Annotated in this window: 23 protein-coding genes and 4 pseudogenes; 20 read left to right on the forward strand and 7 right to left on the reverse strand. The window is 39.0% G+C overall.

Going from position 1 to position 20,383, the window contains the following annotated elements:
• Window positions 1-29 precede the first annotated feature (29 nt).
• The 6 genes and pseudogenes from HNQ85_RS03670 (at window position 30) to HNQ85_RS03690 (ending at window position 3,621) form a co-directional block, all read left to right on the forward strand.
• The gene (locus HNQ85_RS03670) at window positions 30-1,265 is read left to right on the forward strand and encodes an IS110 family RNA-guided transposase (protein WP_181536275.1); all 1,236 of its coding nucleotides are present in this window, start codon (window positions 30-32) and stop codon (window positions 1,263-1,265) included.
• Between the two features lie 106 nt (window positions 1,266-1,371).
• Window positions 1,372-1,587 (forward strand): annotated as a pseudogene (locus HNQ85_RS17500) (polymorphic toxin type 8 domain-containing protein); the annotation flags it as partial.
• A gap of 7 nt (window positions 1,588-1,594) precedes the next feature.
• Entirely contained in the window at window positions 1,595-1,969 is a 375-nt protein-coding gene (locus tag HNQ85_RS03680) for a DUF2750 domain-containing protein (RefSeq protein WP_181536277.1), read from the forward strand.
• 444 nt (window positions 1,970-2,413) lie between these two features.
• Window positions 2,414-2,659 carry a DNA-binding protein gene (locus HNQ85_RS03685; protein WP_144598446.1) on the forward strand — a complete coding sequence of 82 codons (246 nt, stop codon included), beginning with the start codon at window positions 2,414-2,416 and terminating at the stop codon, window positions 2,657-2,659.
• A gap of 221 nt (window positions 2,660-2,880) precedes the next feature.
• A pseudogene (locus tag HNQ85_RS17505) lies at window positions 2,881-3,213 on the forward strand (T7SS effector LXG polymorphic toxin); the annotation flags it as partial.
• Window positions 3,214-3,225: 12 nt separating this feature from the next.
• Window positions 3,226-3,621 carry a CDI toxin immunity protein gene (locus tag HNQ85_RS03690; protein WP_153127507.1) on the forward strand — a complete coding sequence of 132 codons (396 nt, stop codon included), beginning with the start codon at window positions 3,226-3,228 and terminating at the stop codon, window positions 3,619-3,621.
• A gap of 333 nt (window positions 3,622-3,954) precedes the next feature.
• On the opposite strand, the gene HNQ85_RS03695 is transcribed toward HNQ85_RS03690, so the two are convergent.
• Window positions 3,955-4,155: a helix-turn-helix domain-containing protein gene (locus HNQ85_RS03695; RefSeq protein WP_181536279.1), complete on the reverse strand. Its 201-nt coding sequence runs from the start codon at window positions 4,153-4,155 to the stop codon at window positions 3,955-3,957.
• 158 nt (window positions 4,156-4,313) lie between these two features.
• On the opposite strand from HNQ85_RS03695, the gene HNQ85_RS03700 reads away from it, so the two are divergent.
• The 4 genes from HNQ85_RS03700 (at window position 4,314) to HNQ85_RS03715 (ending at window position 7,408) form a co-directional block, all read left to right on the forward strand.
• Entirely contained in the window at window positions 4,314-5,090 is a 777-nt protein-coding gene (locus HNQ85_RS03700; RefSeq protein WP_003251245.1) for a recombinase family protein, read from the forward strand.
• 131 nt (window positions 5,091-5,221) lie between these two features.
• Window positions 5,222-6,454 carry an IS110 family RNA-guided transposase gene (locus HNQ85_RS03705; RefSeq protein WP_181536281.1) on the forward strand — a complete coding sequence of 411 codons (1,233 nt, stop codon included), beginning with the start codon at window positions 5,222-5,224 and terminating at the stop codon, window positions 6,452-6,454.
• Window positions 6,455-6,523: 69 nt separating this feature from the next.
• Window positions 6,524-6,730, forward strand: a complete 207-nt coding sequence (locus HNQ85_RS17995; RefSeq protein ID WP_409994115.1) for an ankyrin repeat domain-containing protein — start codon at window positions 6,524-6,526, stop codon at window positions 6,728-6,730.
• 168 nt (window positions 6,731-6,898) lie between these two features.
• Window positions 6,899-7,408 (forward strand): RHS repeat-associated core domain-containing protein, encoded by a 510-nt coding sequence (locus HNQ85_RS03715; protein ID WP_181536285.1) that lies wholly within the window; start codon window positions 6,899-6,901, stop codon window positions 7,406-7,408.
• 86 nt (window positions 7,409-7,494) lie between these two features.
• Here the strand turns inward: HNQ85_RS03715 and HNQ85_RS03720 are convergent, their stop codons facing one another.
• Window positions 7,495-7,719: a hypothetical protein gene (locus HNQ85_RS03720; RefSeq protein ID WP_181536288.1), complete on the reverse strand. Its 225-nt coding sequence runs from the start codon at window positions 7,717-7,719 to the stop codon at window positions 7,495-7,497.
• 128 nt (window positions 7,720-7,847) lie between these two features.
• Between HNQ85_RS03720 and HNQ85_RS03725 the strand changes: the two genes are divergently transcribed.
• The 4 genes and pseudogenes from HNQ85_RS03725 to HNQ85_RS03740 all read left to right on the forward strand — a co-directional run bounded on the left by HNQ85_RS03725 (window position 7,848) and on the right by HNQ85_RS03740 (window position 11,333).
• Entirely contained in the window at window positions 7,848-9,473 is a 1,626-nt protein-coding gene (locus tag HNQ85_RS03725) for a spore germination protein (protein ID WP_181536290.1), read from the forward strand.
• Window positions 9,470-10,027: pseudogene (locus HNQ85_RS03730) on the forward strand (Ger(x)C family spore germination protein); the annotation flags it as partial. The gene HNQ85_RS03725 and the pseudogene HNQ85_RS03730, both read left to right, overlap by 4 nt.
• Window positions 10,028-10,477: 450 nt before the next feature.
• Entirely contained in the window at window positions 10,478-10,678 is a 201-nt protein-coding gene (locus HNQ85_RS03735; protein WP_181536292.1) for an NETI motif-containing protein, read from the forward strand.
• A gap of 295 nt (window positions 10,679-10,973) precedes the next feature.
• Window positions 10,974-11,333 (forward strand): DUF1033 family protein, encoded by a 360-nt coding sequence (locus HNQ85_RS03740; protein WP_181536294.1) that lies wholly within the window; start codon window positions 10,974-10,976, stop codon window positions 11,331-11,333.
• A gap of 351 nt (window positions 11,334-11,684) precedes the next feature.
• On the opposite strand, the gene HNQ85_RS03745 is transcribed toward HNQ85_RS03740, so the two are convergent.
• Window positions 11,685-12,071: a kinase-associated lipoprotein B gene (locus HNQ85_RS03745; protein WP_181536296.1), complete on the reverse strand. Its 387-nt coding sequence runs from the start codon at window positions 12,069-12,071 to the stop codon at window positions 11,685-11,687.
• 158 nt (window positions 12,072-12,229) lie between these two features.
• Here HNQ85_RS03745 and HNQ85_RS03750 point away from each other — a divergent pair, with 158 nt between their 5' ends.
• The 6 genes and pseudogenes from HNQ85_RS03750 (at window position 12,230) to HNQ85_RS03770 (ending at window position 15,026) form a co-directional block, all read left to right on the forward strand.
• Entirely contained in the window at window positions 12,230-12,442 is a 213-nt protein-coding gene (locus tag HNQ85_RS03750; RefSeq protein WP_181536298.1) for a DUF6501 family protein, read from the forward strand.
• Between the two features lie 74 nt (window positions 12,443-12,516).
• A pseudogene (locus tag HNQ85_RS17510) lies at window positions 12,517-12,633 on the forward strand (glutaminase A); the annotation flags it as partial.
• 369 nt (window positions 12,634-13,002) lie between these two features.
• Complete coding sequence (locus HNQ85_RS03755; protein ID WP_220129076.1) at window positions 13,003-13,230, forward strand: hypothetical protein; 228 nt, start codon at window positions 13,003-13,005, stop codon at window positions 13,228-13,230.
• A 201-nt stretch (window positions 13,231-13,431) separates the two neighbouring features.
• Window positions 13,432-14,355, forward strand: a complete 924-nt coding sequence (glsA, locus tag HNQ85_RS03760; RefSeq protein ID WP_181536302.1) for a glutaminase A — start codon at window positions 13,432-13,434, stop codon at window positions 14,353-14,355.
• A 174-nt stretch (window positions 14,356-14,529) separates the two neighbouring features.
• Window positions 14,530-14,790, forward strand: a complete 261-nt coding sequence (locus tag HNQ85_RS03765; protein WP_181536304.1) for a DUF3931 domain-containing protein — start codon at window positions 14,530-14,532, stop codon at window positions 14,788-14,790.
• A gap of 17 nt (window positions 14,791-14,807) precedes the next feature.
• Complete coding sequence (locus HNQ85_RS03770) at window positions 14,808-15,026, forward strand: hypothetical protein (RefSeq protein ID WP_181536306.1); 219 nt, start codon at window positions 14,808-14,810, stop codon at window positions 15,024-15,026.
• Window positions 15,027-15,068: 42 nt separating this feature from the next.
• On the opposite strand, the gene HNQ85_RS03775 is transcribed toward HNQ85_RS03770, so the two are convergent.
• The 4 genes from HNQ85_RS03775 to HNQ85_RS03790 form a co-directional block, all read right to left on the reverse strand.
• Window positions 15,069-16,268, reverse strand: coding sequence for an MFS transporter (locus HNQ85_RS03775; protein WP_181536308.1), 1,200 nt, complete (start codon window positions 16,266-16,268; stop codon window positions 15,069-15,071).
• Window positions 16,269-16,427: 159 nt separating this feature from the next.
• The gene (locus HNQ85_RS03780) at window positions 16,428-17,567 is read right to left on the reverse strand and encodes a Ger(x)C family spore germination protein (protein ID WP_181536310.1); all 1,140 of its coding nucleotides are present in this window, start codon (window positions 17,565-17,567) and stop codon (window positions 16,428-16,430) included.
• On the reverse strand, window positions 17,564-19,090 hold the full coding sequence (locus HNQ85_RS03785) for a spore germination protein (RefSeq protein ID WP_181536312.1): 1,527 nt from the start codon (window positions 19,088-19,090) through the stop codon (window positions 17,564-17,566). The genes HNQ85_RS03780 and HNQ85_RS03785 overlap by 4 nt, the downstream gene beginning before the upstream one ends.
• A gap of 2 nt (window positions 19,091-19,092) precedes the next feature.
• Window positions 19,093-20,178 (reverse strand): endospore germination permease, encoded by a 1,086-nt coding sequence (locus tag HNQ85_RS03790; RefSeq protein ID WP_181536314.1) that lies wholly within the window; start codon window positions 20,176-20,178, stop codon window positions 19,093-19,095.
• Window positions 20,179-20,383: the final 205 nt, after the last annotated feature.

The raw sequence follows: 20,383 nt of genomic DNA on the forward strand, positions 1-20,383 counted from the left end.
ATCAAACTCAATGGATTGGGGGAGGATGTATGCATCACAAACAACGGCATATTTACGTGGGGATTGATTTACATAAACACCATCATACGGCGGTTATCATCAACTGTTGGCATGAAAGATTAGGAGAGATTCAATTTGAAAATAAGCCCGCGGCTTTTACGGATTTTTTCATCAAGGTTCGTCAATTAGTACCTGAGAATATGACACTGGTCTTCGGTTTAGAGGACGTTGGTGGATACGGACGGGCATTGGCAACGTTTTTAGTCGATCATGGGCAAATGGTAAAAGAAGTGAATCCCGCTTTGTCTTATGCCGAACGTAATAGTTATCCTACGATGCAAAAAAGCGATAGCTGGGATGCGGAATGTGTAGCGAGAGTTCTTGTAAACAAACTAGATTTTTTGCCGGATGCAGAGCCAAAGGATGTATATTGGTCTATTAAACAGCTAGTCACAAGAAGAAACGCCCTTGTGAAAGCCCAAGGGGCGCTGAAAAACCAGCTTCATGTACAATTAAGCCATCATTACCCCAGCTATAAGAAATTTTTTGCGGAAGTAGACGGAAAAACAGCATTAGCATTTTGGGAAAGATATCCGTCACCATCGTGTTTAGAGGGAGTAAGGATAGATGAGCTTACTGCTTTTTTACAAGCTGTTAGCCACAACACTTGTTCAAGAAAGAAAGCAAAAGAAATACTAGAACTTGTGAAAACAGATGGAACGACCACCAAACAATACCAAGAAACACGGGATTTCCTCGTGCAAAGCATGGTGAGAGATTTGCGCTTTAAAAAGCAGGAAATGGCATTGGTCGAAGGAGAACTAAGAAAATTAATGAAATTACTCGATTACCAACTGGAGACAATGCCGGGGATTGATGTAGTGACAGCATCCGCCTTGGTTGCCGAGATTGGAGATATTCAGCGTTTTCCAAATGCCAATAAACTTGCTCGTTATGCGGGAATTGCGCCTGTGCATTTTGGCTCTGGAGGAAAAGGAAAAGACCACAAAAGCAAACAAGGCAATCGAACGTTACATGCGTTATTTTATCAATTAGCGATACAACAAATACAAGTGGCAAAAGAAAGTAAAAAGCCAAGAAATCCTGTATTTTATGAATACTACCAACGCAAGCGAAAGGAAGGCAAAACAAAAGGACAAGCGTTGGTTTGTATCATGAGAAGGCTGGTAAATATTATTTATGGCATGATGAAGCATAAAACGGCTTATCAATTGCCGAATATAACAGAGCGAAAGGTAATTTAATAGGTGGTCTTTTTTTATAATAGCTTTTAAGATTACTACATAGGGTACGGGTAAACTTGGTAGAAAAGGTAAACAAGCACGTTTAAGAGAATTAGCTAATGATGACAAACTATCATCAGCTTTACGTGGTGAAATTCGACGTGATATTAATGAGATTAAAAGAGGGAAAAGAAAAAATATAAGAGTTCCAAAAGGATATGAGCTAGCTCATAGACGTGGATATGAAGCCCGAAAAGGATATGGATATGAATACAGTGATTTACAAATTATAAGAAACCATAGAACTCAGCACAAGTATGATGGATACGGAAGAAGGAGGTAAAAATGAGATGAATGAAAAAGAATTTTATTCTGTTATAAAATTACCTGCTACAAAAAGATATGAATACTTTATAAAAAAAGTAGTTGATTGGGAAGAAGTATGGGGGCTCTATCAAGACGGATGGGCAATGACTAAAGATGATAATGGTAATCTACTAATTCCTTTTTGGCCTAGAAAAGAATTTGCTCAATATTGTGCCATTGGAGAATGGGAAGGATATACTCCTGAATTAATTGAGCTTGATAAGTTTCTTAATGAATGGCTCCCTGGTATAAAAAAAGATGGATATAAACCATCGATTTTTTGGAATAATTATGACTCGGCAGTAATGGAAGTTGAAGTTTTATTACAAGATTTAAAAAGGGAATTAGATAATTACTAAAATTTTGAGAATAACATATCTAATAACAAAATAAGTTGATATAAAGAGTGGCAGTTACTGAACTGCCACTCTTTTATCAAGTAGATGTTTAGAATTTCCTAAGGGTACGGGAAATGTTGCGCATAATGCAACACAATATGCTAAATTAAAAACCCATTATAAGCAATGGGAGAAGTTATGGAAAGGCCGGAATAAGAGAACTACCAGATGGAAGGATTAGATATTACGGTAAGATAACTCCCGCTTCAAAACCAGGTGAAATGGCAGGCCGAAGAGTAGTTAGAGAATGGAACCCTACTACTGGTCAAAAGAGAACATGGCATGAGACTGTAGACCATAATGGTAGGATTAGACAAGTTAGACCAGATACCAAATTTACTGGTGGTGTCAAGGTTCACTATCGTTTTGATAGCAATGGGAATTATATTGGAAAGTGGTGAAAAAATGAGTCAACCAACAAGAGAAGAAATAATTGATAAATTAAAAATGATTTTACTAGGAAAGCTAACACGAGAAGAAGTAGCAGATTGGGCTTCAGAATATGTGATGCAGGATGAGCCAAATATATCAGATGAAACTGTTTGGGAACTTTTACAAATTGTTTCCGGAGTTGATTTAAAAGATAGTCCAGATGAATATCTACATGTAGAACAAGACATTATAGATTGGATAAACAAGTATAGCAATTAAAAAAGTGTTAAATAACCTCGATTGGCTATAAGCCTTTCGAGGTTTTTTATTAGTTATAGTTAACCAAATATTAACTTCAGAGCTCATGATGGTTTTACCTACATGGAGTTTGGCTGATATGCATGGTAAAGCGACTACACCATTAAAATACCCTTCGAGTACACTTTAAAACACGTGAGAACGCATTCTCGTGGCGAGAAAGAGGATGTAAGGTTTAAACTAAGGGTATTGGTAAAGGGGAACAAGTATTAGATAAAGTCAAGACATATGAACAGGCTAGAAATAAAGCACTAGACCTAGTTGGAGATTTAGGACCAAATTCAAAGCCATATATAGGAACTCTTAAGTCAAGTGCTGGATATGGTAAAGTAATTGGTAGGCAGTCTGCTGACGGAAAAGTAAGATGGAGATTAGATTATGACCCAAATAAGGGGACACATATAAACATTGAAGATTTTCGCAATGGTAAAGGGGCTAATGCTCGAAAAATCGTTATTCCATTTGAGGGTAACGAAAGCACCTTTAAATCTTTATTAAAACATTTGAATAGATAAGGGGGAATTTGAATGAGTTTATTTGATGAGTGTATTGAAGCACTAGGTGAGAATGTACACGTCTTATCTGATAGTGAGAGAGAGCAAGTACTAAGAGATTTTGAGAATTCTTTTCCATTTACTGAGTGGGGGCGTATTGAATGGGAGAAAGTGACTTATCATGCTAAAGTGAATACAGTTGATGAGATCATCTCCTTTTTGAACCAAAACATTGATGAATACAGCAACGTTATATATGTTATTTGGGATGAAGGGACATTACCTATAATTCAATCTGAGTTAAATAAAGTATTTGAAGTTATAGATGATGTTACTGCTGTAAGTTTTGATACATGGATATTTTCACCATCTTCAGGATATGTTATTGAGATATTTCATGACGGTGAAGTAAGAATAGGATTGAAGTAAAATATCATTGAATTAACCCTCAAAAGGGGAATATAAATTCTCTTTTGAGGGTTTTCTACTAGTGACGTAGTGCCGAACGAGCTGCTAGTGATACAATTTGTGCATGTAATCTATTCAATTTCTATATGATAATTTTTAGAGTTATCTTGTACGCACAAAATGTGTATAAAAAAGATGCCCTATTTTATAATTTTCATCAAATATAACCCACTGAAAAATTATCAGTTACTACCGTTTTTATCGCCAAAAACCTTACCCTTGTTTTCCCACCATTTTATAAAAATTTTTTTCGCAACTTTTTCTTCGCTACCACCGATTACTATAACGAGAGGATTACTCCACCTCGATTAACTCCTGGATGTCGATGTCTAACACTTTACATACTTTCTCCAATGTTGAGAGGTAGACTCTGTCTACTTGGTCTGAACAAAGGTGGCTAATAGTGTTTGGGCGAAGCCCTGTGAGTCGAGCCAATTCACGCTGAGAAATGCCACGTGCTTTCAGGATTTCTTTCAGTTTGATTTTAATTGGCATACTACATCCCTTCCTCTATCTGTATTACTTATACGATACATAAAAAATTTGTATCGGTAAAGGGATTGATTGTATCGGTTAAGCCGCATACAATAGACTTAACATAGCGGCTAAGCGTTACGTTAATCTCAATTTGCGTAACGGAGGGGGAAGGTATCATGAAGGTGATTGGATATATCCGCGTTTCCACACAAGGGCAAGCCAAAGATGGATACAGTCTTGCCTACCAAGAAGATGAAATTAAAGCGTATTGTCAGGCACAAGGATACACTCTCCTGTGTTTGTTTAAGGATGAGGGTATCAGTGGGGCGAAAGTGGATGAAGAAGCGTTAGAAATCGACAGGACAGGATTTCAGGAGATGTTGGGGTATCTCTCCCGCCATCAGGTGGATTATGTGGTGACACTTAACACAAGCCGATTATGGCGTTCAGACATTGTTAAGGTGTTAGTACATCGTGAACTGAAAAAGTATGGAGTAGACATTCGGAGTATCGAACAACCGCAATACAGTATTTACAAGAAAGACCCCAATGATTTTCTTATTAATGGGTTAATGGAACTCCTCGACCAATATCAACGCTTAGAAATTGCGTTAAAGCTAGGGCGAGGAAGGAATAAAAAAGCACAACAGGGCGGTTATGCAGGAGGAAATGTCGCTTTTGGATATACGGTTAAAAGAGGCCAAAAGCGACTCGTTATAGATGAAACACAAGCAAAAACCGTTCAACGAGTGTTTGACTTACGAGAACAACATCCTTCATGGTCTCTGTCACAAATTGCATCACAACTGAATGAGGAAGGACATCGAACCAAACAAGGGAAGTTGTTTACGAAAGTCCAAGTCAAGCGAATTTTGGACAGAAAAGCGTTCTACAGTGGTGTATACCGTTATGGAGAGATAATCGCCAACGGAACACATGAAGCGATTTTATAACGGAACGAGATAGAGAATGGATAGGCTTTCGTACCCTTGCGAGTCCATAGAGACGAACGCTCGACCTAAGGTTGCCGACATTCTCTGTCTTGCTTTATCCGTTCAATCCAAGATAGGGGTGAGATGTTCTGATGAGACGAGATAAGCATATTTATGTAGGGATAGATTTGCATAAGTTTCAGCATACATCGGTGATTTTAGATTGTTGGTTTGAAAAGCTGGGAGAAGTGACATTTGAAAATAAACCATCCGCTTTTCCGAGTTTACTAGAGTATGTGAATGGGTTTCTTACAGAAGACATCACTCCTGTGTTTGGATTAGAGGATGTGGGGGGCTATGGCAGGGACTTGGCATTGTACTTAAAAGAGAAAGGGCACATTGTAAAGTTTGTCAATTCTTCTTTATCCAATGCGGAACGAAACAGCTATGCCATGACCCAAAAGCATGACAGTTGGGATGCCCAATGTGTAGCGAATGTGTTAATCCGTCAATTCCCTTATTTGCCTGATGCCATCCCATCCGATATGTATTGGATGATTGCCCAATTGGTGGGGAGACGAAACGCTTTAGTCAAGTCGCAAACTGCCCTTAAAAATCAGTTGCATCTTCAATTAAGCCATCATTATCCAAGTTACAAGAAATTCTTTTCTAAAGTCGATGGTCAAACCGCTTTAGCCTTTTGGGAACGCTATCCTTCTCCCGCACATTTGAAGGGAGAAACCGTAGAAAGTTTACGAACATTCCTATTAACAGCTAGCCACAAATCCTGTTCCACAAGGAAAGCGAAGGAGATTTTATCTCTCATTCAAGCAGATGGAGAAATAAAGCGTGAATATCAGACAACAAGGGATTTTATCATTCAAAGCATGGTGAGGGATATTCGCTTTAAGAAACAGGAAATCAAAAAAGTGGATAAAGAGTTAAAAGCACTTATCAAGTCATTAGGGATGCAGCTTGAAACGATGCCAGGCATTGATACGGTGACCGCATCCGCTTTCATTGCAGAAATCGGGGATATTCATCGTTTCTCTCATTCTGACAAACTCGCAAGGTATGCAGGTATAGCCCCTGTCCGAATGGGTTCGGGTGGCAAGGAAACCATTCAGAAAAGCAAACAAGGAAACAGGAAATTATACACTATCTTTTATAACTTGGTTGTTCAACAAATACATATTTGTAAAGGTAGTAAAACTCCTCGAAATCCTGTGTTTTACGAGTATTATCAGAAAAAGCTAGCAGAAGGTAAAACCAAACAACAAGCACTTATTTGCATTATGAGAAGACTTGTCAATATTATCTATGGCATGATGAAGAATAAAACTGCGTATATCGTGCCTGACATACCTAACAGCAAAGTAAGTTGATATAATGAGTGGTAGTTACTCAACTGCCACTCTTTTTATAAAGTACATGTTTAGAATTTCCTAATAGGTATAGATATAAACTTAAGAGATAAATATGGTAATAATGCTATGTGGACGGCTGTATTCAATTGCAAAGGTAGAAATTACGAAATGGTTGAACTATTAATGAAATATAATCCTGATATTTCAACTAAGAATAATGCTGGAAGGTCTCCTTTGGACTTTGCAAAGCAAGTAGGGGATGAGAAATTGATAAATATATTGTTGAAAAAATAGTATCGTATAATCGTACCTTGATTGGCTATAAGCCTTTCAAGGTTTCTTTTTTATATACCCTCCATGCAATTAAGAAGGAAAGATGATGGGTGGACAAACATAATTACGTGGTACAAAGCCACATTAAGAAACACCATGTAAATAATCCAAAAAAATAAACCAACTTCATTGAATCGTTACTTGTACGCCGATGGAGACGCAGTTAATAACATCGATCCGGACGGCCACTTGCCGAAATGGCTGCAGCGCGGATGGAAAGCAACGAAAAAATGGGCGAAGAAAGGATATAACTTCGCGATTGGCGACGATATTCGGACATTGAAAAGCCCGAAATCGAAGTGGTACCATAAAGCTGGAGCAGCCGCGAGCATTGCCAGCAACTTCTTCCCAGGTGCGGGAGCCGTCAAATGGGGCGTAAAAGCCGTAAAATATGGCAAAAAGATGAAGAAGTCGAGGAAATTCGCTTCGGCATCGATTAAGAAGACGAGGAAAATTGAAGCAGATTCCAAAAACATACCGTCACGCGAAAAAAATCGAATTACCGAAGCAGTTACAGCTACGGAAAATCGAAATACAAATCATCCCTGGATGGCTTGCATTATGGATGGCGATTTTGCCGATGTGGGAGCAACGTTGCTTGTTCTGTTGAATTCATTGCGGTTTATACGCTTAAGATAACCATACGAATCATTTCGGGAGAAAACAGGACTGAACCTTTCTCTCTCCCAGTTGTGAAAAGGGGTTTCTCATGCTAGAGAAGCCTCTTATGTTTCTCTTTGCTTTTGACGAAATAGAGCAACTAATGTGTCAAGCGCCCACAGTATGAGAAGCAAAAATAAAATAAACAATTCTGGTGTCTCCATCACCCGAAACGGGTTAAGGACGTTTTGAATCGATTGACGCCATTGAAACCCCATCAGCATGTCCATTCCAATAGCTACCCCCATCAAGATACTAGCAATCAACAAGGAAATTCCGAATAATTTCACATCAGCCCACCCCGCTACCGTTCTTTTTTCTAGTGTTTGTTTTATGCCGCCATCTCATTCACGATCGTATAACGCATTTGTTCTTTGTCAATAATGACGAATAAACGATCGAGAACGAGGGAAAAGCGATGTTGTTTCAATGGGGATTGCGAAAAAAACAACAGGAAGGAACCATACAGCTCGCAATGGGCGAGGATAAAAGCGGACAGGCGCAGGACGTTCCAAAAGAGCCGCTCGATACGGCGCTCGATGTCAATATTAGGATTATTCAAAAGACGACCGGCAACAGTTCGGATGTCGTCATCCGCCGCTTTACGCTTGGCCAAGAGCGGACGATTTCCGCCGTTCTTATTTTTACGGACGGTCTTGCTGATGAAAAGAACGTATACGAATTTTTGCTTGAACCGCTGCTGGCGGCGAATATTCCTTTTTCGCTGCCACCGAACGATATTTTCACATTTGTCGAACAAAAGCTGGCGGCAGTCGGCGGGGTTCAGCGCGTCACGCAATGGTTTGACTTATTTTTATCGTTAATGTCTGGCGCAACCATTATTCTTATGGACGGGGTGCCGATTGCTTTAAGCGCGAGCACAAAAGGAGGAGAGCACCGATCGATTCAAGAACCGGCGACACAGCTGGCGATTCGCGGCCCGCGCGAAGGATTTACCGAATCGATTCGCACGAATACGGCAATGATCCGCCGCCGCATTAAAAATCCGAACCTTTGGCTGGAAACGATGAAAATTGGCGAAGTGACACAAACGGATGTCGCCATTATGTATATAAAAGGAATTGCGAATGACGAAATTGTCGAGGAAGTAAAAAAACGCCTTCGCCGCATTCATATTGATAGCATCCTAGAATCGGGATATATTGAACAACTAATCGAGGATCAAACGTTCACGACGTTTCCGACGACATATCATACGGAGCGGCCTGATGTTGTCGCGGCGAATCTTCTGGAAGGACGGGTGGCTGTTCTTGTCGATGGAACGCCCTTTGTATTGCTGGCGCCATCTGTTTTTATCCAGTTTTTCCAGGCCGTTGAAGATTACTATGCCCGTTTTGATATTGCGACGGCGCTGCGATTTTTGCGTGTCTTAGTTTTCTTTATTTCGATCGTGGCGCCATCGATCTACGTTGCGGTAACGACGTTTCACCAAGAAATGATTCCGACGCAGCTTGTTATTGCGATTGCCGCTCAGCGCGAGGCTGTCCCGTTTCCGGCGTTTGTCGAAGCGGTCATCATGGAAGTCACCTTTGAAATTTTGCGGGAAGCAGGGGTGCGACTTCCACGTGCTATTGGGCAAGCGGTTTCGATTGTCGGCGCTCTTGTTATCGGTCAGGCAGCTGTCGAGGCGGGATTTGTTTCATCAGCGATGGTTATCGTTGTTTCCATTACCGCGATCGCCAGCTTTGCGACACCGTCGTTTGCAATCGCGATTTCGGCGCGCCTTATTCGCTTTTTGCTTATGTTTCTTGCTGCGTTGTTCGGTTTTTACGGCATTATTATGGGGATTCTTTGGATGACCATTCATTTATGCAGCCTCCGTTCGTTCGGCGTGCCGTATATGTCGCCGCTTGCTCCGTTTATTCCGTCGAACTTCGGCGATACGATTTTCCGCGTTCCGACATGGGCATTCAAGGATCGGCCACGTTTAATGAATCAGACGAATATTATCCGTGAAGGGGAAAACCAGCGCCCGCAGCCGCCGGACCAAGATAAGAAGAAAAACGAGGAGGAACAGCAATGAAACGTAACGGAATCGTTTACGTTGCTCTTCTTTTTTTATGCATCACAATGCTGTCAGGGTGCTGGAGCAAAAAAGAATTGACCGATTTGGCATTTGTTATTGCGGTAGGGCTTGATAAAACAGAAGATGGGAAGTATGCCGTTATTTTTCAAATAGTCAACCCGGGAAACGTAGCGGGAACAACACAGCGCGGTGGCGGAAGCGGTGGAGTACCTATTTCTCTATGTAAGGCGACGGGAGATACTTTACTCGAGGCAAGCCGGAAAGGATCAAAAAAAGTATCGCGTCTCATTTACTATGCTCATACAAACTTGCTTGTCATTGGCGAAGAACTGGCGAAAGAAGGAATTGGGGGCGTTTTAGATGTGATGGAACGGAGTAACCAGTTCCGTACAACTACAATGGTTGTTATTGCCCAGCACCATACGGCAGAGGATGTACTCAAAGTATTGACACCGATTGATAAAATTCCTGCGAATGAAATTATTAAAACGCTCAAATTCTCCGAAAAAATATGGGGACAAACAGTTAGGGTGAACATAGGAGAAGTGATATAGTAAAAACTTTTCTCTTAAGAAAAAGAATGCCCCCTTTTGTCAATCTATCATTGTATCGCTAGCGTTGCGTTAATATAAATATAATCAGCAAATTCAGAACGTGGTAAGTCCATAAAAAAGCCTTTATAATGGATTGTACAGGTGGTCCCTGTCCAAATCAAAATAAAGGGTGAAACCCTATGGACAAGCATTCATCCTTTGATCAATGGGCAGCTCCTCTTTATTCTGTCCAATTTGCTCAAAGAATCGAGGAGATGAAGCAAGATAAGTATAAAAAAATTAACCCCTAAAGCCTACTTGTTATTATTTTTACATGATCAACTCCAACGACGAGAAAGACTACGTGCGATTGCCGATGATGTATTACATGAAGACTTCCAAAAGGAATTGGGACTTACATCTATTAATCCATCTAAAATAGCTGACAGAGGAAGGAAAGATAGCTATATGGAGAAACGGGCAAAGAAGAAAAAGTTTGAAGTAGCGGATAATGAGACAATTGAACAATGTTTAGAACGGATGAAGCGGGAAGGATATACTCCGATTCGCCGTATCGAAGAACCTATTTTCCAGGAAATTAAAAAAGATGGGAAACTTGTCATCGAACCATGCGGCAGAAAAATTATTTTTGAAGGTAAACTTCAATAAAGGCATAGTGAGGAACCTTGTTTCCATTACAACTGCTTATTTTAGCTGCATGATTCTCTCCGTTGGGATTTCCTATTGATGATTCATAGCCAGCATGATATACATCGTTTTTTGTAGCGTTCACAACACGCGGTTCCAATCACTCATTTTGAAATGATCTACTCGTGTGTTTAAAGGAAAATTTTACACTTTATTTCCGTCCATTGTTTGCTATACTCAAAAATAAGGTGAAGTAAATCAGAGGATAGTAACGAGCTTCAAGAGAAAATAGGCTATAAGAAACAAGGGTGAGACAATGAAAAATTACTGGACAATCCTGATTACTGAAGGAGATTATGAACCATGGGTTTTTTTGGATGGCTGGGAAGAGAATATTAAAGAAAGAATGGTATTTGAATATAAAAAAGATGCGGTCCAAAAATATTCAGAGCTTTTAAAGCTGTATAAGACCCGTTATCAACATTCTGAAAAGAGAGGGTTATCTATTTTCGGTTTCTGGAATGAAGGAGAAGAAGTATATTGTGAGGCTTGTGATGAATTTCTGCAAGTTTTTCACGGTCTGCTCTTTTTGGAAAACGGCTTGATTTACGACTTTGATAAAGATGAGGAGTCTAAAAGAGAATTGCTTAGTGCAATGAATGAGTATAATTTGTAGTGAAGGTAAGAAACGTAAATGATTACGACTTTTGATGGGGATCATGTTCATACTTTTTTAGAATAAAAGTTCCATCTGCGCTCCGATGTATGAGGCGATCTCATTCTTTACAATGAAAATGTAAAGATATTAAACAGCGGAGCGTGAAGAATATGATGATCAATGATTATATTTATAAAATGATTTATGATCTTGAAAAAAAGCAGGATGAATATCTATATGGTTATAGTGTGAAATCATTAAAAACGGCTTCTAGCAGCAAATCAAGATAAAAAGCATGGATGAGCCTTCCAGACGGCGATTTGTCGGAAGGCTATTATTTTTGATAGAAAACTAAAATTCAGCTAAGAATTAACGGAAATATTCCTTTTCTAAGGTTCTTAAGTTTTCAAGGCTTTTTATTGCCCATTCGCTGTTATCTTTTGTTAATTCTTCAATCATCTCATCGAGTGCTTTACGTAGCGATTCATGATAATCTAGTATCTCGCCATCGTACAGTGTAACCATCTGTTTTGGAATATTAGCTTGTTCGTTAAAAGCAAGTGCGCGTCGTTCGTGGAACAGTGGCACATCTACTTGTTTTGGGTGATGTAAGTCTCCTTGAAGAGGATGCTTTAGAACGCTTTTTATTTTCACTAAATAATGTTGTGGGCGTACATCTGTAATCTCTCCGATATATTTGCCTGTTTTATATATGCCTGTGACAATGTCGCCAATGTTTAATGGTTCGCGTGTCATTTTTTCTCGCTCCTTCTCCGTTTCGGTAATTGTTTTTGAAAATATCATAACACTAATCGACTCATTTTCGTTATTTTTTTAAATTCATCAGAGGATTTTTTCAAGTTTTAAGGTAAAATAGTAGCATAGTTTAACATTTTAAAAAAGGAGAGAGGAACATGATTCATCATACTTGGCTAGAACGTCCAACGATTAAAAAAGTAAAATGTGTTCATACAAATGCTGAAAAGTACATAGTGAATAATGTTTTAACACCAGGGAAAACATATGAAGTGAAAAACGAAACAGAAGATTTTTATTTCATCATCGATAATACAGGAAAAGTAGGCGGATTTTACAAAGATTATTTCGAAGTAGTGGAGGCGGAGTAATATCCGCCTTTTTTCTTTTTTGATGTGATAGCAGGAGATAGCTTAGGAATCCTACTATAGGGTGATGAACATACATGATGTGTAAATCGGCAGAAGAATTGCAACGATTTATAGATGAAGCGAAGACAGATGCGGAATTTGGAAAAGTGACTGATTATATCCCGGCGCTCGGAAAAGCAAATCCCAATGATTAATCTGTTGCTATTTATTATCCAGATGGCATGGCCGTTTGTGAAGGTGATAGAAAACTTTTACAATTATGTAAGTAAAGGAGTGATTCCTTTGTTATGTAAAATAAGGCTCATTACTTCGTTTACATATTAAAAAGTAATGGGCCTCTTTATTTTAAATTAGCTCTGTTAAAGAATGTTATTGATTTTATTCTTCAACTCCCATGGAAGAGGATAACTAAACCTGACATTTATTATAAAGTTTACGTTACGAATACCACTTTTTATTTTATTAGAATTGGTGGGCAATTCCATAATCGTTATGCATACGAAAAACAGCTTTCTGGTATTTTTATTTTGGTTTAAAAAATGGAATGGAAACAAGTCAAAATGGAAGTTGAATATGATACAAAGATGAATAACAATCAAGCATCTGACCTGTTACAGAAAAAACATAACTTTTCTATTGCCAACACTGAAGTAAAGCAAATCATAATGGATGAAAAGAAAATTTTACATACAGGCTTTCATGACAATGGAACCATTTCATTTACTTTAACAAACGGAAAGATTCATTCATTTATCATTCTTAAGAATAACCTCACGTTCATCTGTTAAAGATAGCATTCAGGAACTTCATCCAATATTAACAAGTAAGGAGCATAATTACATTTTGTTCAACTATCGGGTTCGATTGTTGAAGATCGAATGTTGACGATGAATTTATTATCCACCAATGCTAAAAGAGGAGTGCCCGGTAAACGCATCTAATTACATAGGCGTGATGAAATTGGTCATACTAACATAAGGTGATGATCGATGTACACAAAAAACGATTTGCAACATTTTGTCGAGGAAGCAAAACAATATGCACGTTATGGGAAAGTAGCGGATTATATTCCTGCCCTTGGCAAAGCCGACCCGAACGATTTATCAATTGCCATTTACCATCCGGACGGTACGGTCATTGATGCGGGAGATGTTACGCATAAAGCCACGCTACAAAGCATTTCCAAAATTATCGCGCTTGCACTCGTATTAATGGAACATGGTGAAAAAGCAGTGTTTGAAAAAGTAGGGATGGAACCAACAGGAGACCCGTTTAACTCAATTGCTAAGCTCGAGGAAACAGCACCGGTAAAACCGTTGAATCCGATGATTAATGCTGGTGCATTAGCTGTAACGCATATGATTAGAGGGAATTCGACAACTGAACGGATTGATAAACTGTTGACGTTTGTAAAGTCTTTGACAGGGAATCCAGCTATTACATACTCAGAGGAAGTGGCAAAATCTGAATTTGACACTGCGTATTTAAATCGTTCGCTCTGTTATTTTTTAAAGCAGCATGGAATTATTACGGAAGACGTTGAAGATTTGCTTGATGTATATACAAAACAATGTGCAATTGAAATGACATGTTTAGATTTAGCAAGAATCGGGCTGGTTTTCGCGATGGATGGGTTAGACCCGATCACAAGCAACCGAATTATGCCGCTTCACATTGCCCGTATTTGCAAAACATTTATGGTCACTTGCGGAATGTATAATGCATCTGGAGAGTTTGCCATCAAGATTGGTATACCGGCCAAAAGTGGTATTTCTGGTGGAATTTTAGGAGCGGTTCCTGGGCGGTTTGGTATTGGCATTTTTGGTCCGGCTTTAGATGAAAAAGGGAATAGCATTACAGGTATCAAACTTCTAGAGTTGTTGTCAAAAAAATATTCACTAAGTATGTTTTAACCTTTATTGAGACATCTCACACTTTTTATGGAGTGTAACTAGAGGAGGTTCAGTTTGGCAAGAGTAAAATTGATCCATTTTAATAGTCCTTTGATTAAGTTTCATGAATAGGAAAGTAGAGAAATATAATCAATTATAAAACCATTTTGTGATGGATTAGTGAGGGGGAATGGGATGAAAAATCATGATGATAAAAAAATTATCTCTATTGATGGTGGCAAAAAGCAGAAAGAATCCAATCAATTAACCGATATGATTCACTTACAACTCGGAGACGATGAAGTATACTTATCCAGTTTCGTTTTGTCAGGAGAAGACCACGAAGGAAAGAGAATCATTTTAACATGGAATACTTCGATTGATGATTTGATTAATTATACAAAAATCCTTGATGTCGTCGTATGTGAGAAAGTAAAAGAAGTACTTGAATCATAATAAAGAGTTTTCATGTTTTGGAGCGGAACCATACGCTCTTTTTTATTTTTATCAAGCTTCATAGAGGAATTAATATCCATCTATCTACGATACATCCAGCTTTGCGCAAGGTGCAAAAGACATATCAGGCGTATGAAATGGAGCTACTACTTAACGATCCAATTCAGAAAGCAAGTGTGATTGAGTTTTATGACGAGAAGACAAAAGAAGAATCATCCAATCCAAAATATCTATGAAAAATGCTCGGCAATCAAGATGGTTGCCGAGCGTTTTTTGTGCTACTGTTGTTTTAACTCCCCGTCTTTCGGCAGCATCCATGTAAACAAACCAAGCAAAGGGAGGAAGCTGCAAGCAGACATGAGAAACGTTAGACTATATAAGTCGGCTACTTTTCCTAACACGACAGAACCTATTGCTCCCATTCCAAAAGCAAGACCTACAATTAAGCCCGATGCCGTGCCAATTTTGCCGGGTAAAAGCTCTTGAGCATAAATGACAAGCGTTGAAAAACTTAATGACAAAATAAATCCAGCGAGAAAGATGATAGGCAATACCCACGGTAACGAAAGATGAGGAAGAACTAGAGCGAAAGGAGACGCGCCGAGCATCGACAAAAGAATAACATTTCTTTTTCCGATGCGATCCGAAAGCGGTCCGCCAAAAAACGTGCCAATCACTCCTGCCAGCATAAAAGTGAACAAGTACGATTGCGCTTCTTTAATGGATAAATGATATGTTTCGATAAGATAAAACTGGTAATAGTTAGCGATTCCTGCCGAATACCATGAACGTGCGAAAACTAAAAAGATTAATAAAAGAAGAGCAAACAGGGTTTTCTGATGCATTTTTTGATTGCGCTTTTTCTTGGCCAACGCTTTTGCTCCGGTTAAACGAAGGGAGTACCAGCGCGAGACAACGCTAAGAAGAACGATTCCGATTGCGGCAACGCCGGTAAACCAAATCGCACCGAACTGGCCGAACGGGACGAAAACGAGTGCGGTAAATACGGGAGCAAGCGCATTGCCTGTATTGCCGCCTACTTGATAAATCGACTGGGCAAAACCGCGTTTTGCTCCCGCAGCAAGATAGGCGACGCGAGACCCTTCCGGATGGAAAATGGCAGATCCTAATCCGACTAGCAAAACAGACAAAAGGACAAGCAAAAAGCTTGATGCAAAAGCAAGTCCACACATACCGAGTAAACTCGCCGCCATCCCTAGCGGAAGAAAATAAGGAGACGGCGTTTTATCTGTAAAGTAACCGACAATCGGCTGCATCACTGAGGACGTCATGTTCAACGCAAAGGCAATCCATCCAATTTCCGTATATGATAAATTCATTGATTTCTCCAAAATCGGAAACAGAGCAGGAATGACTGCTTGCATCGAGTCATTCAATAGATGACCTACACTAATGGCGATTAAAATGTGATATACGGTTGTTTGCACCCCTGCGACACGTTGGACGTTCACTTGCATTTCTCCATCCCCTTTATCGTTTTCAAAAAAATCCCCTTCGTTTAAAGCGAAGGGAGTCGTTTTATTTCCATTATAAACCATTTGGTGATAGTTGCAATCAAAAGGTTTTTTACAAACAGTATATGTTTTACGTTCTTATCCATTTATTTATATTTTATATTATCTAAGTTTCTGTTTCCCAGATGTACCAATTGAAATTTTTACTTTAATATTTTTTAAATTTTCGTCTGTTAATGGAATCTTTCCGTTTTCGGAAAACTTCTTCCAGTCTTCTGGTTTTTTGCGATACATCACTTCAGAGAGGTTTAAGATATCTATATTGTATTTTAGCCCTAATTTGTAGAGGCTTCTTATTTCATCTTCCACCGTTTTTTGTGCCAGGCGAATTAATTCTTTTTCTGTTAATTTTTCCTGTAACTCAATCACACTTCCTTTGGTGGATACTTCTATGTTAAATACAGGAGTATTTCCTTTAATTTGGTAGGAAATTTTTGACTTTGGATTAAGAACGGAGATAGATGCAACTACTTTGTTTCCTTTTTTTAGATAAATAGGAGTTCTGCTTATTTCTTTTTCAAGCCACCTGATTCCCAGCAACTTTGAGCGATTGATACATTTTTGAAGTTCATAACGTTCAACAAAGCAAATTCCTTTTAAGTTTAACATCGGTTTTTCTTTTTTATCTTCCGACCAATTACGCGTAGTAATGTTGAGATAAGGGAGCCGTGCCGTTTTTGAAGCTTCATTGCTATCAGATATAAAGCGATTTAAGCGAATCGGCCGAATAAATGAATTTTGTTGAAAAATCTCTTCAGGATTGGATAATAAAGAATAGTATGGAGTTGTATTCAAAAATGGTGTTGCCTCAAAAATTTTTTTTAATGGCTCATCTGTCGCATAAACCCATACGGTAGGCTTAATTTCGTTATAACGGGCTATAACGTCTAAGACGTCTTCTAGTATCGCTTTCTTAAGCGCTCTTTTCGTAAACACGATACTTTTCATATGTCCCCATGATACCATTCGTTGAATAGAATGATACAACTGATCGGTTGCAATATTAAACGTTTCGCCGGTTGCTCTTCCAACGGCAATGGCTGTTTTTTCTTGGGTACCTCCCGTCTCTACTTTCGCTAATCCGGTGAAGCTAAAGAACTGCACATAAACGATAAAATGATTATCCTTATAATCAACACCTATTGCATCAACATAAACGAGATGATCAATATTGTTTGCTCCCCAGCATCCTGTCAACAGGAATATAGAGATTATAAAGGGAAAGGCGGTTTTGAATTTCAATTCGCTTCCCCCTTTGGCGTATCGTCATGAGGTTTTAACAAACCTGCTCTCTTTTTGAATTGTTTCCAACCATTCGGGATTAACGGTTTCAAAATATCCATGGTTGGAGGAGAGAGCGGCGTAAGATATGGAATTCCAAATATGGTTAAATTCGCCGTATATGTTAAAAGTAAAAATAGAGAAGCGATGAACCCAAATAATCCCAATATAGAAGAAGAGGCTAAGACAATAAAACGCAACAACGTCACGACTCCCGACAAGTTTTGATTCACTAATGTAAACGTGGTGATAACGGAAATAGCCGCAACAACAAGGCTTCCTGGTGTGGATAAGCCAGCGTTGACAGCCGATTGCCCAATAATCAATCCGCCGACAACCGATAACGTTTGTCCGATCGCTAACGGCAGGCGCATGCCCGCTTCTTTAAAGATTTCGAACAACCCCACCATGATAAACATTTCAAGTGGAGCAGGCAACGGCACCCCCTGCCTTGAAAGCACAACGGTTGCTAAGAGAGTGAATGGTATTTGGTCTTGATGAAATGCTAATAAAGAGACCCAAAATCCGGGTAAATAAATAGCTGCGGAAATTCCCATTAAGCGAAGGAGTCTCTGAAAAATGACGAAGACAGGTGATGTAACGGTATCTTCGGATGTATTCAGTAAAAACAATAAGTTTCCTGGACCGATAATGACGGTAGGAGCACCGTCTACTAAGATGATAAATCTTCCATTTAATAAACAATTCGCTGCAAAATCTGGTCGTCCTGTGTATGAAAATAATGGAAATAACGAGAACCGTCTGTCGCCAATCAGCTCTTCTATCTGATTGGTACTCGTAATGGAATCAATATTTAAATTCAAAAGTCTTTTTTTAACCTCATTAATCATCTCACGATTCGCGATGTCACCAATGTACATTAATCCCACTTTTGTTTGACTTCTCGTTCCGACGATAAATTGTTCATAAAAGAGCTTATGAGATTTAATTCGCTTGCGGATGAGCGCGACGTTTTTCGAAATTTCCTCAATAAAGCCGTCTTTCGGACCGCGGATGGACACTTCCGTGTTCGGTTCTTCCGGATTGCGGTTCGGCGGATTAGCAAGCGTAAGGGAATATAAAATATCTGCTTCTTGAAAGTAGACTAATAAATCACCGCTAAAGAGATGATAGTTCAGATTATCAATCAGCACTTCTTTTCCAAGCAACTCCATTGGCATCAGTTTGTTCGTTTCAATTTCCTCAACTGATTGGCAAGGATATTCGCGGCACATTTCGCGAAACATCGGAAATATGACCTGTTTCATAATCTGGGTGTCACACAGCTCCTCACAATAGACAAACAATAGGGTAAGCGTGCCGCTTGCGGTTTTTGCCGGTTGAATCGTCGAAGTAACAATGGCGACATCTTTACAATTAGAAAAATGATCGCGCAAAGTTTGCTCGGAAACGATGAGAGTTTCCTGTCCGCTATGATCATTTGGGTTATTTCTGATTTGTGGTGCTCTTGAAGGAATTGGCATGATTAAGCTCTCCTCTTTTTTAAATATGAAATGAGTGACAATATCCCGATGAACAAAGAGAGAGATAGAATGAATAGTAGCGAAAGCGGTAGAACAAATTGATATAGCAAATCTAAAAATTGGTCGTCGCTGATTGGAATCATTGATAATAAAAAAATGGTGATATAAATCACGATCAAAATCCATAATCGTGCTTTTTTATCAGTTACGTTAAACAGCTCAGGTATGAGCGCAGTAACCAAGGAAATGCGGATAAATGCTCCAGACATCCACTGATAAACAGAAAGAAAATCAAGATATTCAATGTACGCACCTAGTTTGATTAATCGCCATTGTTCAAAGGCCGGGTAACGTAAATTCGCTGCTTCTTTCGGTCCAAATTCAATAATCGCACCAATCGTTGGACCAATGGTTAAGCTTGCAGCGAGAAAACTAAGGATTAAAAGTGCTGTAAAAGAAAAGCGTGCTGGAAGATGATGTTGCATGAATAGAATAATAAAAATTTCTACATATCCGGCACCGGCATAGATCATTCCTTTTAATACAGGAGTAAAGCCATTCTCCATGATTGGCTTTAACAATGAATAATCTTTGTGTGGCGTAGTTGCGATCATAACTAAAATCCCAAAAATAACGACAAACGGTAAAATAATGACCGCCGTCTTTGCGATGGATGGTATACCATAATAGGCGTTATAAAAGCACATCGCGATAATGGTTAACAAAACGGCCCAATCGGGTGTGCGCGTTAAGTAGGTTGTGGTAGTAAATGTAACCGTGTCACTGAGCGTAATATAGCCTATAACAAGTAATAATAGACTTCCAACAATAGCCACAAAATATGCAACGGTACTTTTAAACTCCGTTTTTAACCATAAGAATAAATTCATTTGCTTGGATTGCCTCATGACAAAATACAAAAGCGGAAGCCATAATGGCAATGCAACAAGGGGCAAGATTGCCGAAATCCACGCATCACGACTGGCTGCATCTAACAGCAACGGGATCACAATGACATGATTCATTAGCCCGATTGATAACATAAATACACAAGCCAGTTGTACGGTACTTAACGAATTATGATTCACAGTGGACACCTTTCTTTGGGTGAATTGCTAACTATGCTACTATTTTTTCCAAAAACGGAAATACATATTCTATTCCGAAAAAATGTATGGAAGAATATGAAAAATATGAATGTTTATTTTTCGGTAATTTGATACAATGAAACAAAAGTCTATTTAAAGATAAAAGGAGGTATAACCTGTTTATTTCAAATCTACAAAAATGTGC

Source organism: [Anoxybacillus] calidus (assembly GCF_013760845.1).
Classification (GTDB): Bacteria; Bacillota; Bacilli; order Bacillales; family Anoxybacillaceae; genus Paranoxybacillus; species Paranoxybacillus calidus.

Excerpts from the sequence above, each read along its gene's own strand:
- HNQ85_RS03725 (WP_181536290.1), top strand. The coding sequence starts at position 7,848 with ATGTTGTTTCAATGGGGATTGCGAAAAAAACAACAGGAAGGAACCATA.
- HNQ85_RS03680 (WP_181536277.1), top strand. The coding sequence starts at position 1,595 with ATGAATGAAAAAGAATTTTATTCTGTTATAAAATTACCTGCTACAAAA.
- HNQ85_RS03700 (WP_003251245.1), top strand. The coding sequence starts at position 4,314 with ATGAAGGTGATTGGATATATCCGCGTTTCCACACAAGGGCAAGCCAAA.
- HNQ85_RS03740 (WP_181536294.1), top strand. The coding sequence starts at position 10,974 with ATGAAAAATTACTGGACAATCCTGATTACTGAAGGAGATTATGAACCA.
- HNQ85_RS03670 (WP_181536275.1), top strand. The coding sequence starts at position 30 with ATGCATCACAAACAACGGCATATTTACGTGGGGATTGATTTACATAAA.
- HNQ85_RS03775 (WP_181536308.1), bottom strand. The coding sequence starts at position 16,268 with ATGCAAGTGAACGTCCAACGTGTCGCAGGGGTGCAAACAACCGTATAT.
- HNQ85_RS03755 (WP_220129076.1), top strand. The coding sequence starts at position 13,003 with ATGGAAGTTGAATATGATACAAAGATGAATAACAATCAAGCATCTGAC.
- HNQ85_RS03750 (WP_181536298.1), top strand. The coding sequence starts at position 12,230 with ATGATTCATCATACTTGGCTAGAACGTCCAACGATTAAAAAAGTAAAA.
- HNQ85_RS03695 (WP_181536279.1), bottom strand. The coding sequence starts at position 4,155 with ATGCCAATTAAAATCAAACTGAAAGAAATCCTGAAAGCACGTGGCATT.
- HNQ85_RS03745 (WP_181536296.1), bottom strand. The coding sequence starts at position 12,071 with ATGACACGCGAACCATTAAACATTGGCGACATTGTCACAGGCATATAT.
- HNQ85_RS03735 (WP_181536292.1), top strand. The coding sequence starts at position 10,478 with ATGGAGAAACGGGCAAAGAAGAAAAAGTTTGAAGTAGCGGATAATGAG.
- HNQ85_RS03690 (WP_153127507.1), top strand. The coding sequence starts at position 3,226 with ATGAGTTTATTTGATGAGTGTATTGAAGCACTAGGTGAGAATGTACAC.
- HNQ85_RS03705 (WP_181536281.1), top strand. The coding sequence starts at position 5,222 with ATGAGACGAGATAAGCATATTTATGTAGGGATAGATTTGCATAAGTTT.
- HNQ85_RS03685 (WP_144598446.1), top strand. The coding sequence starts at position 2,414 with ATGAGTCAACCAACAAGAGAAGAAATAATTGATAAATTAAAAATGATT.
- glsA (WP_181536302.1), top strand. The coding sequence starts at position 13,432 with ATGTACACAAAAAACGATTTGCAACATTTTGTCGAGGAAGCAAAACAA.
- HNQ85_RS03785 (WP_181536312.1), bottom strand. The coding sequence starts at position 19,090 with ATGCCAATTCCTTCAAGAGCACCACAAATCAGAAATAACCCAAATGAT.
- HNQ85_RS03765 (WP_181536304.1), top strand. The coding sequence starts at position 14,530 with ATGAAAAATCATGATGATAAAAAAATTATCTCTATTGATGGTGGCAAA.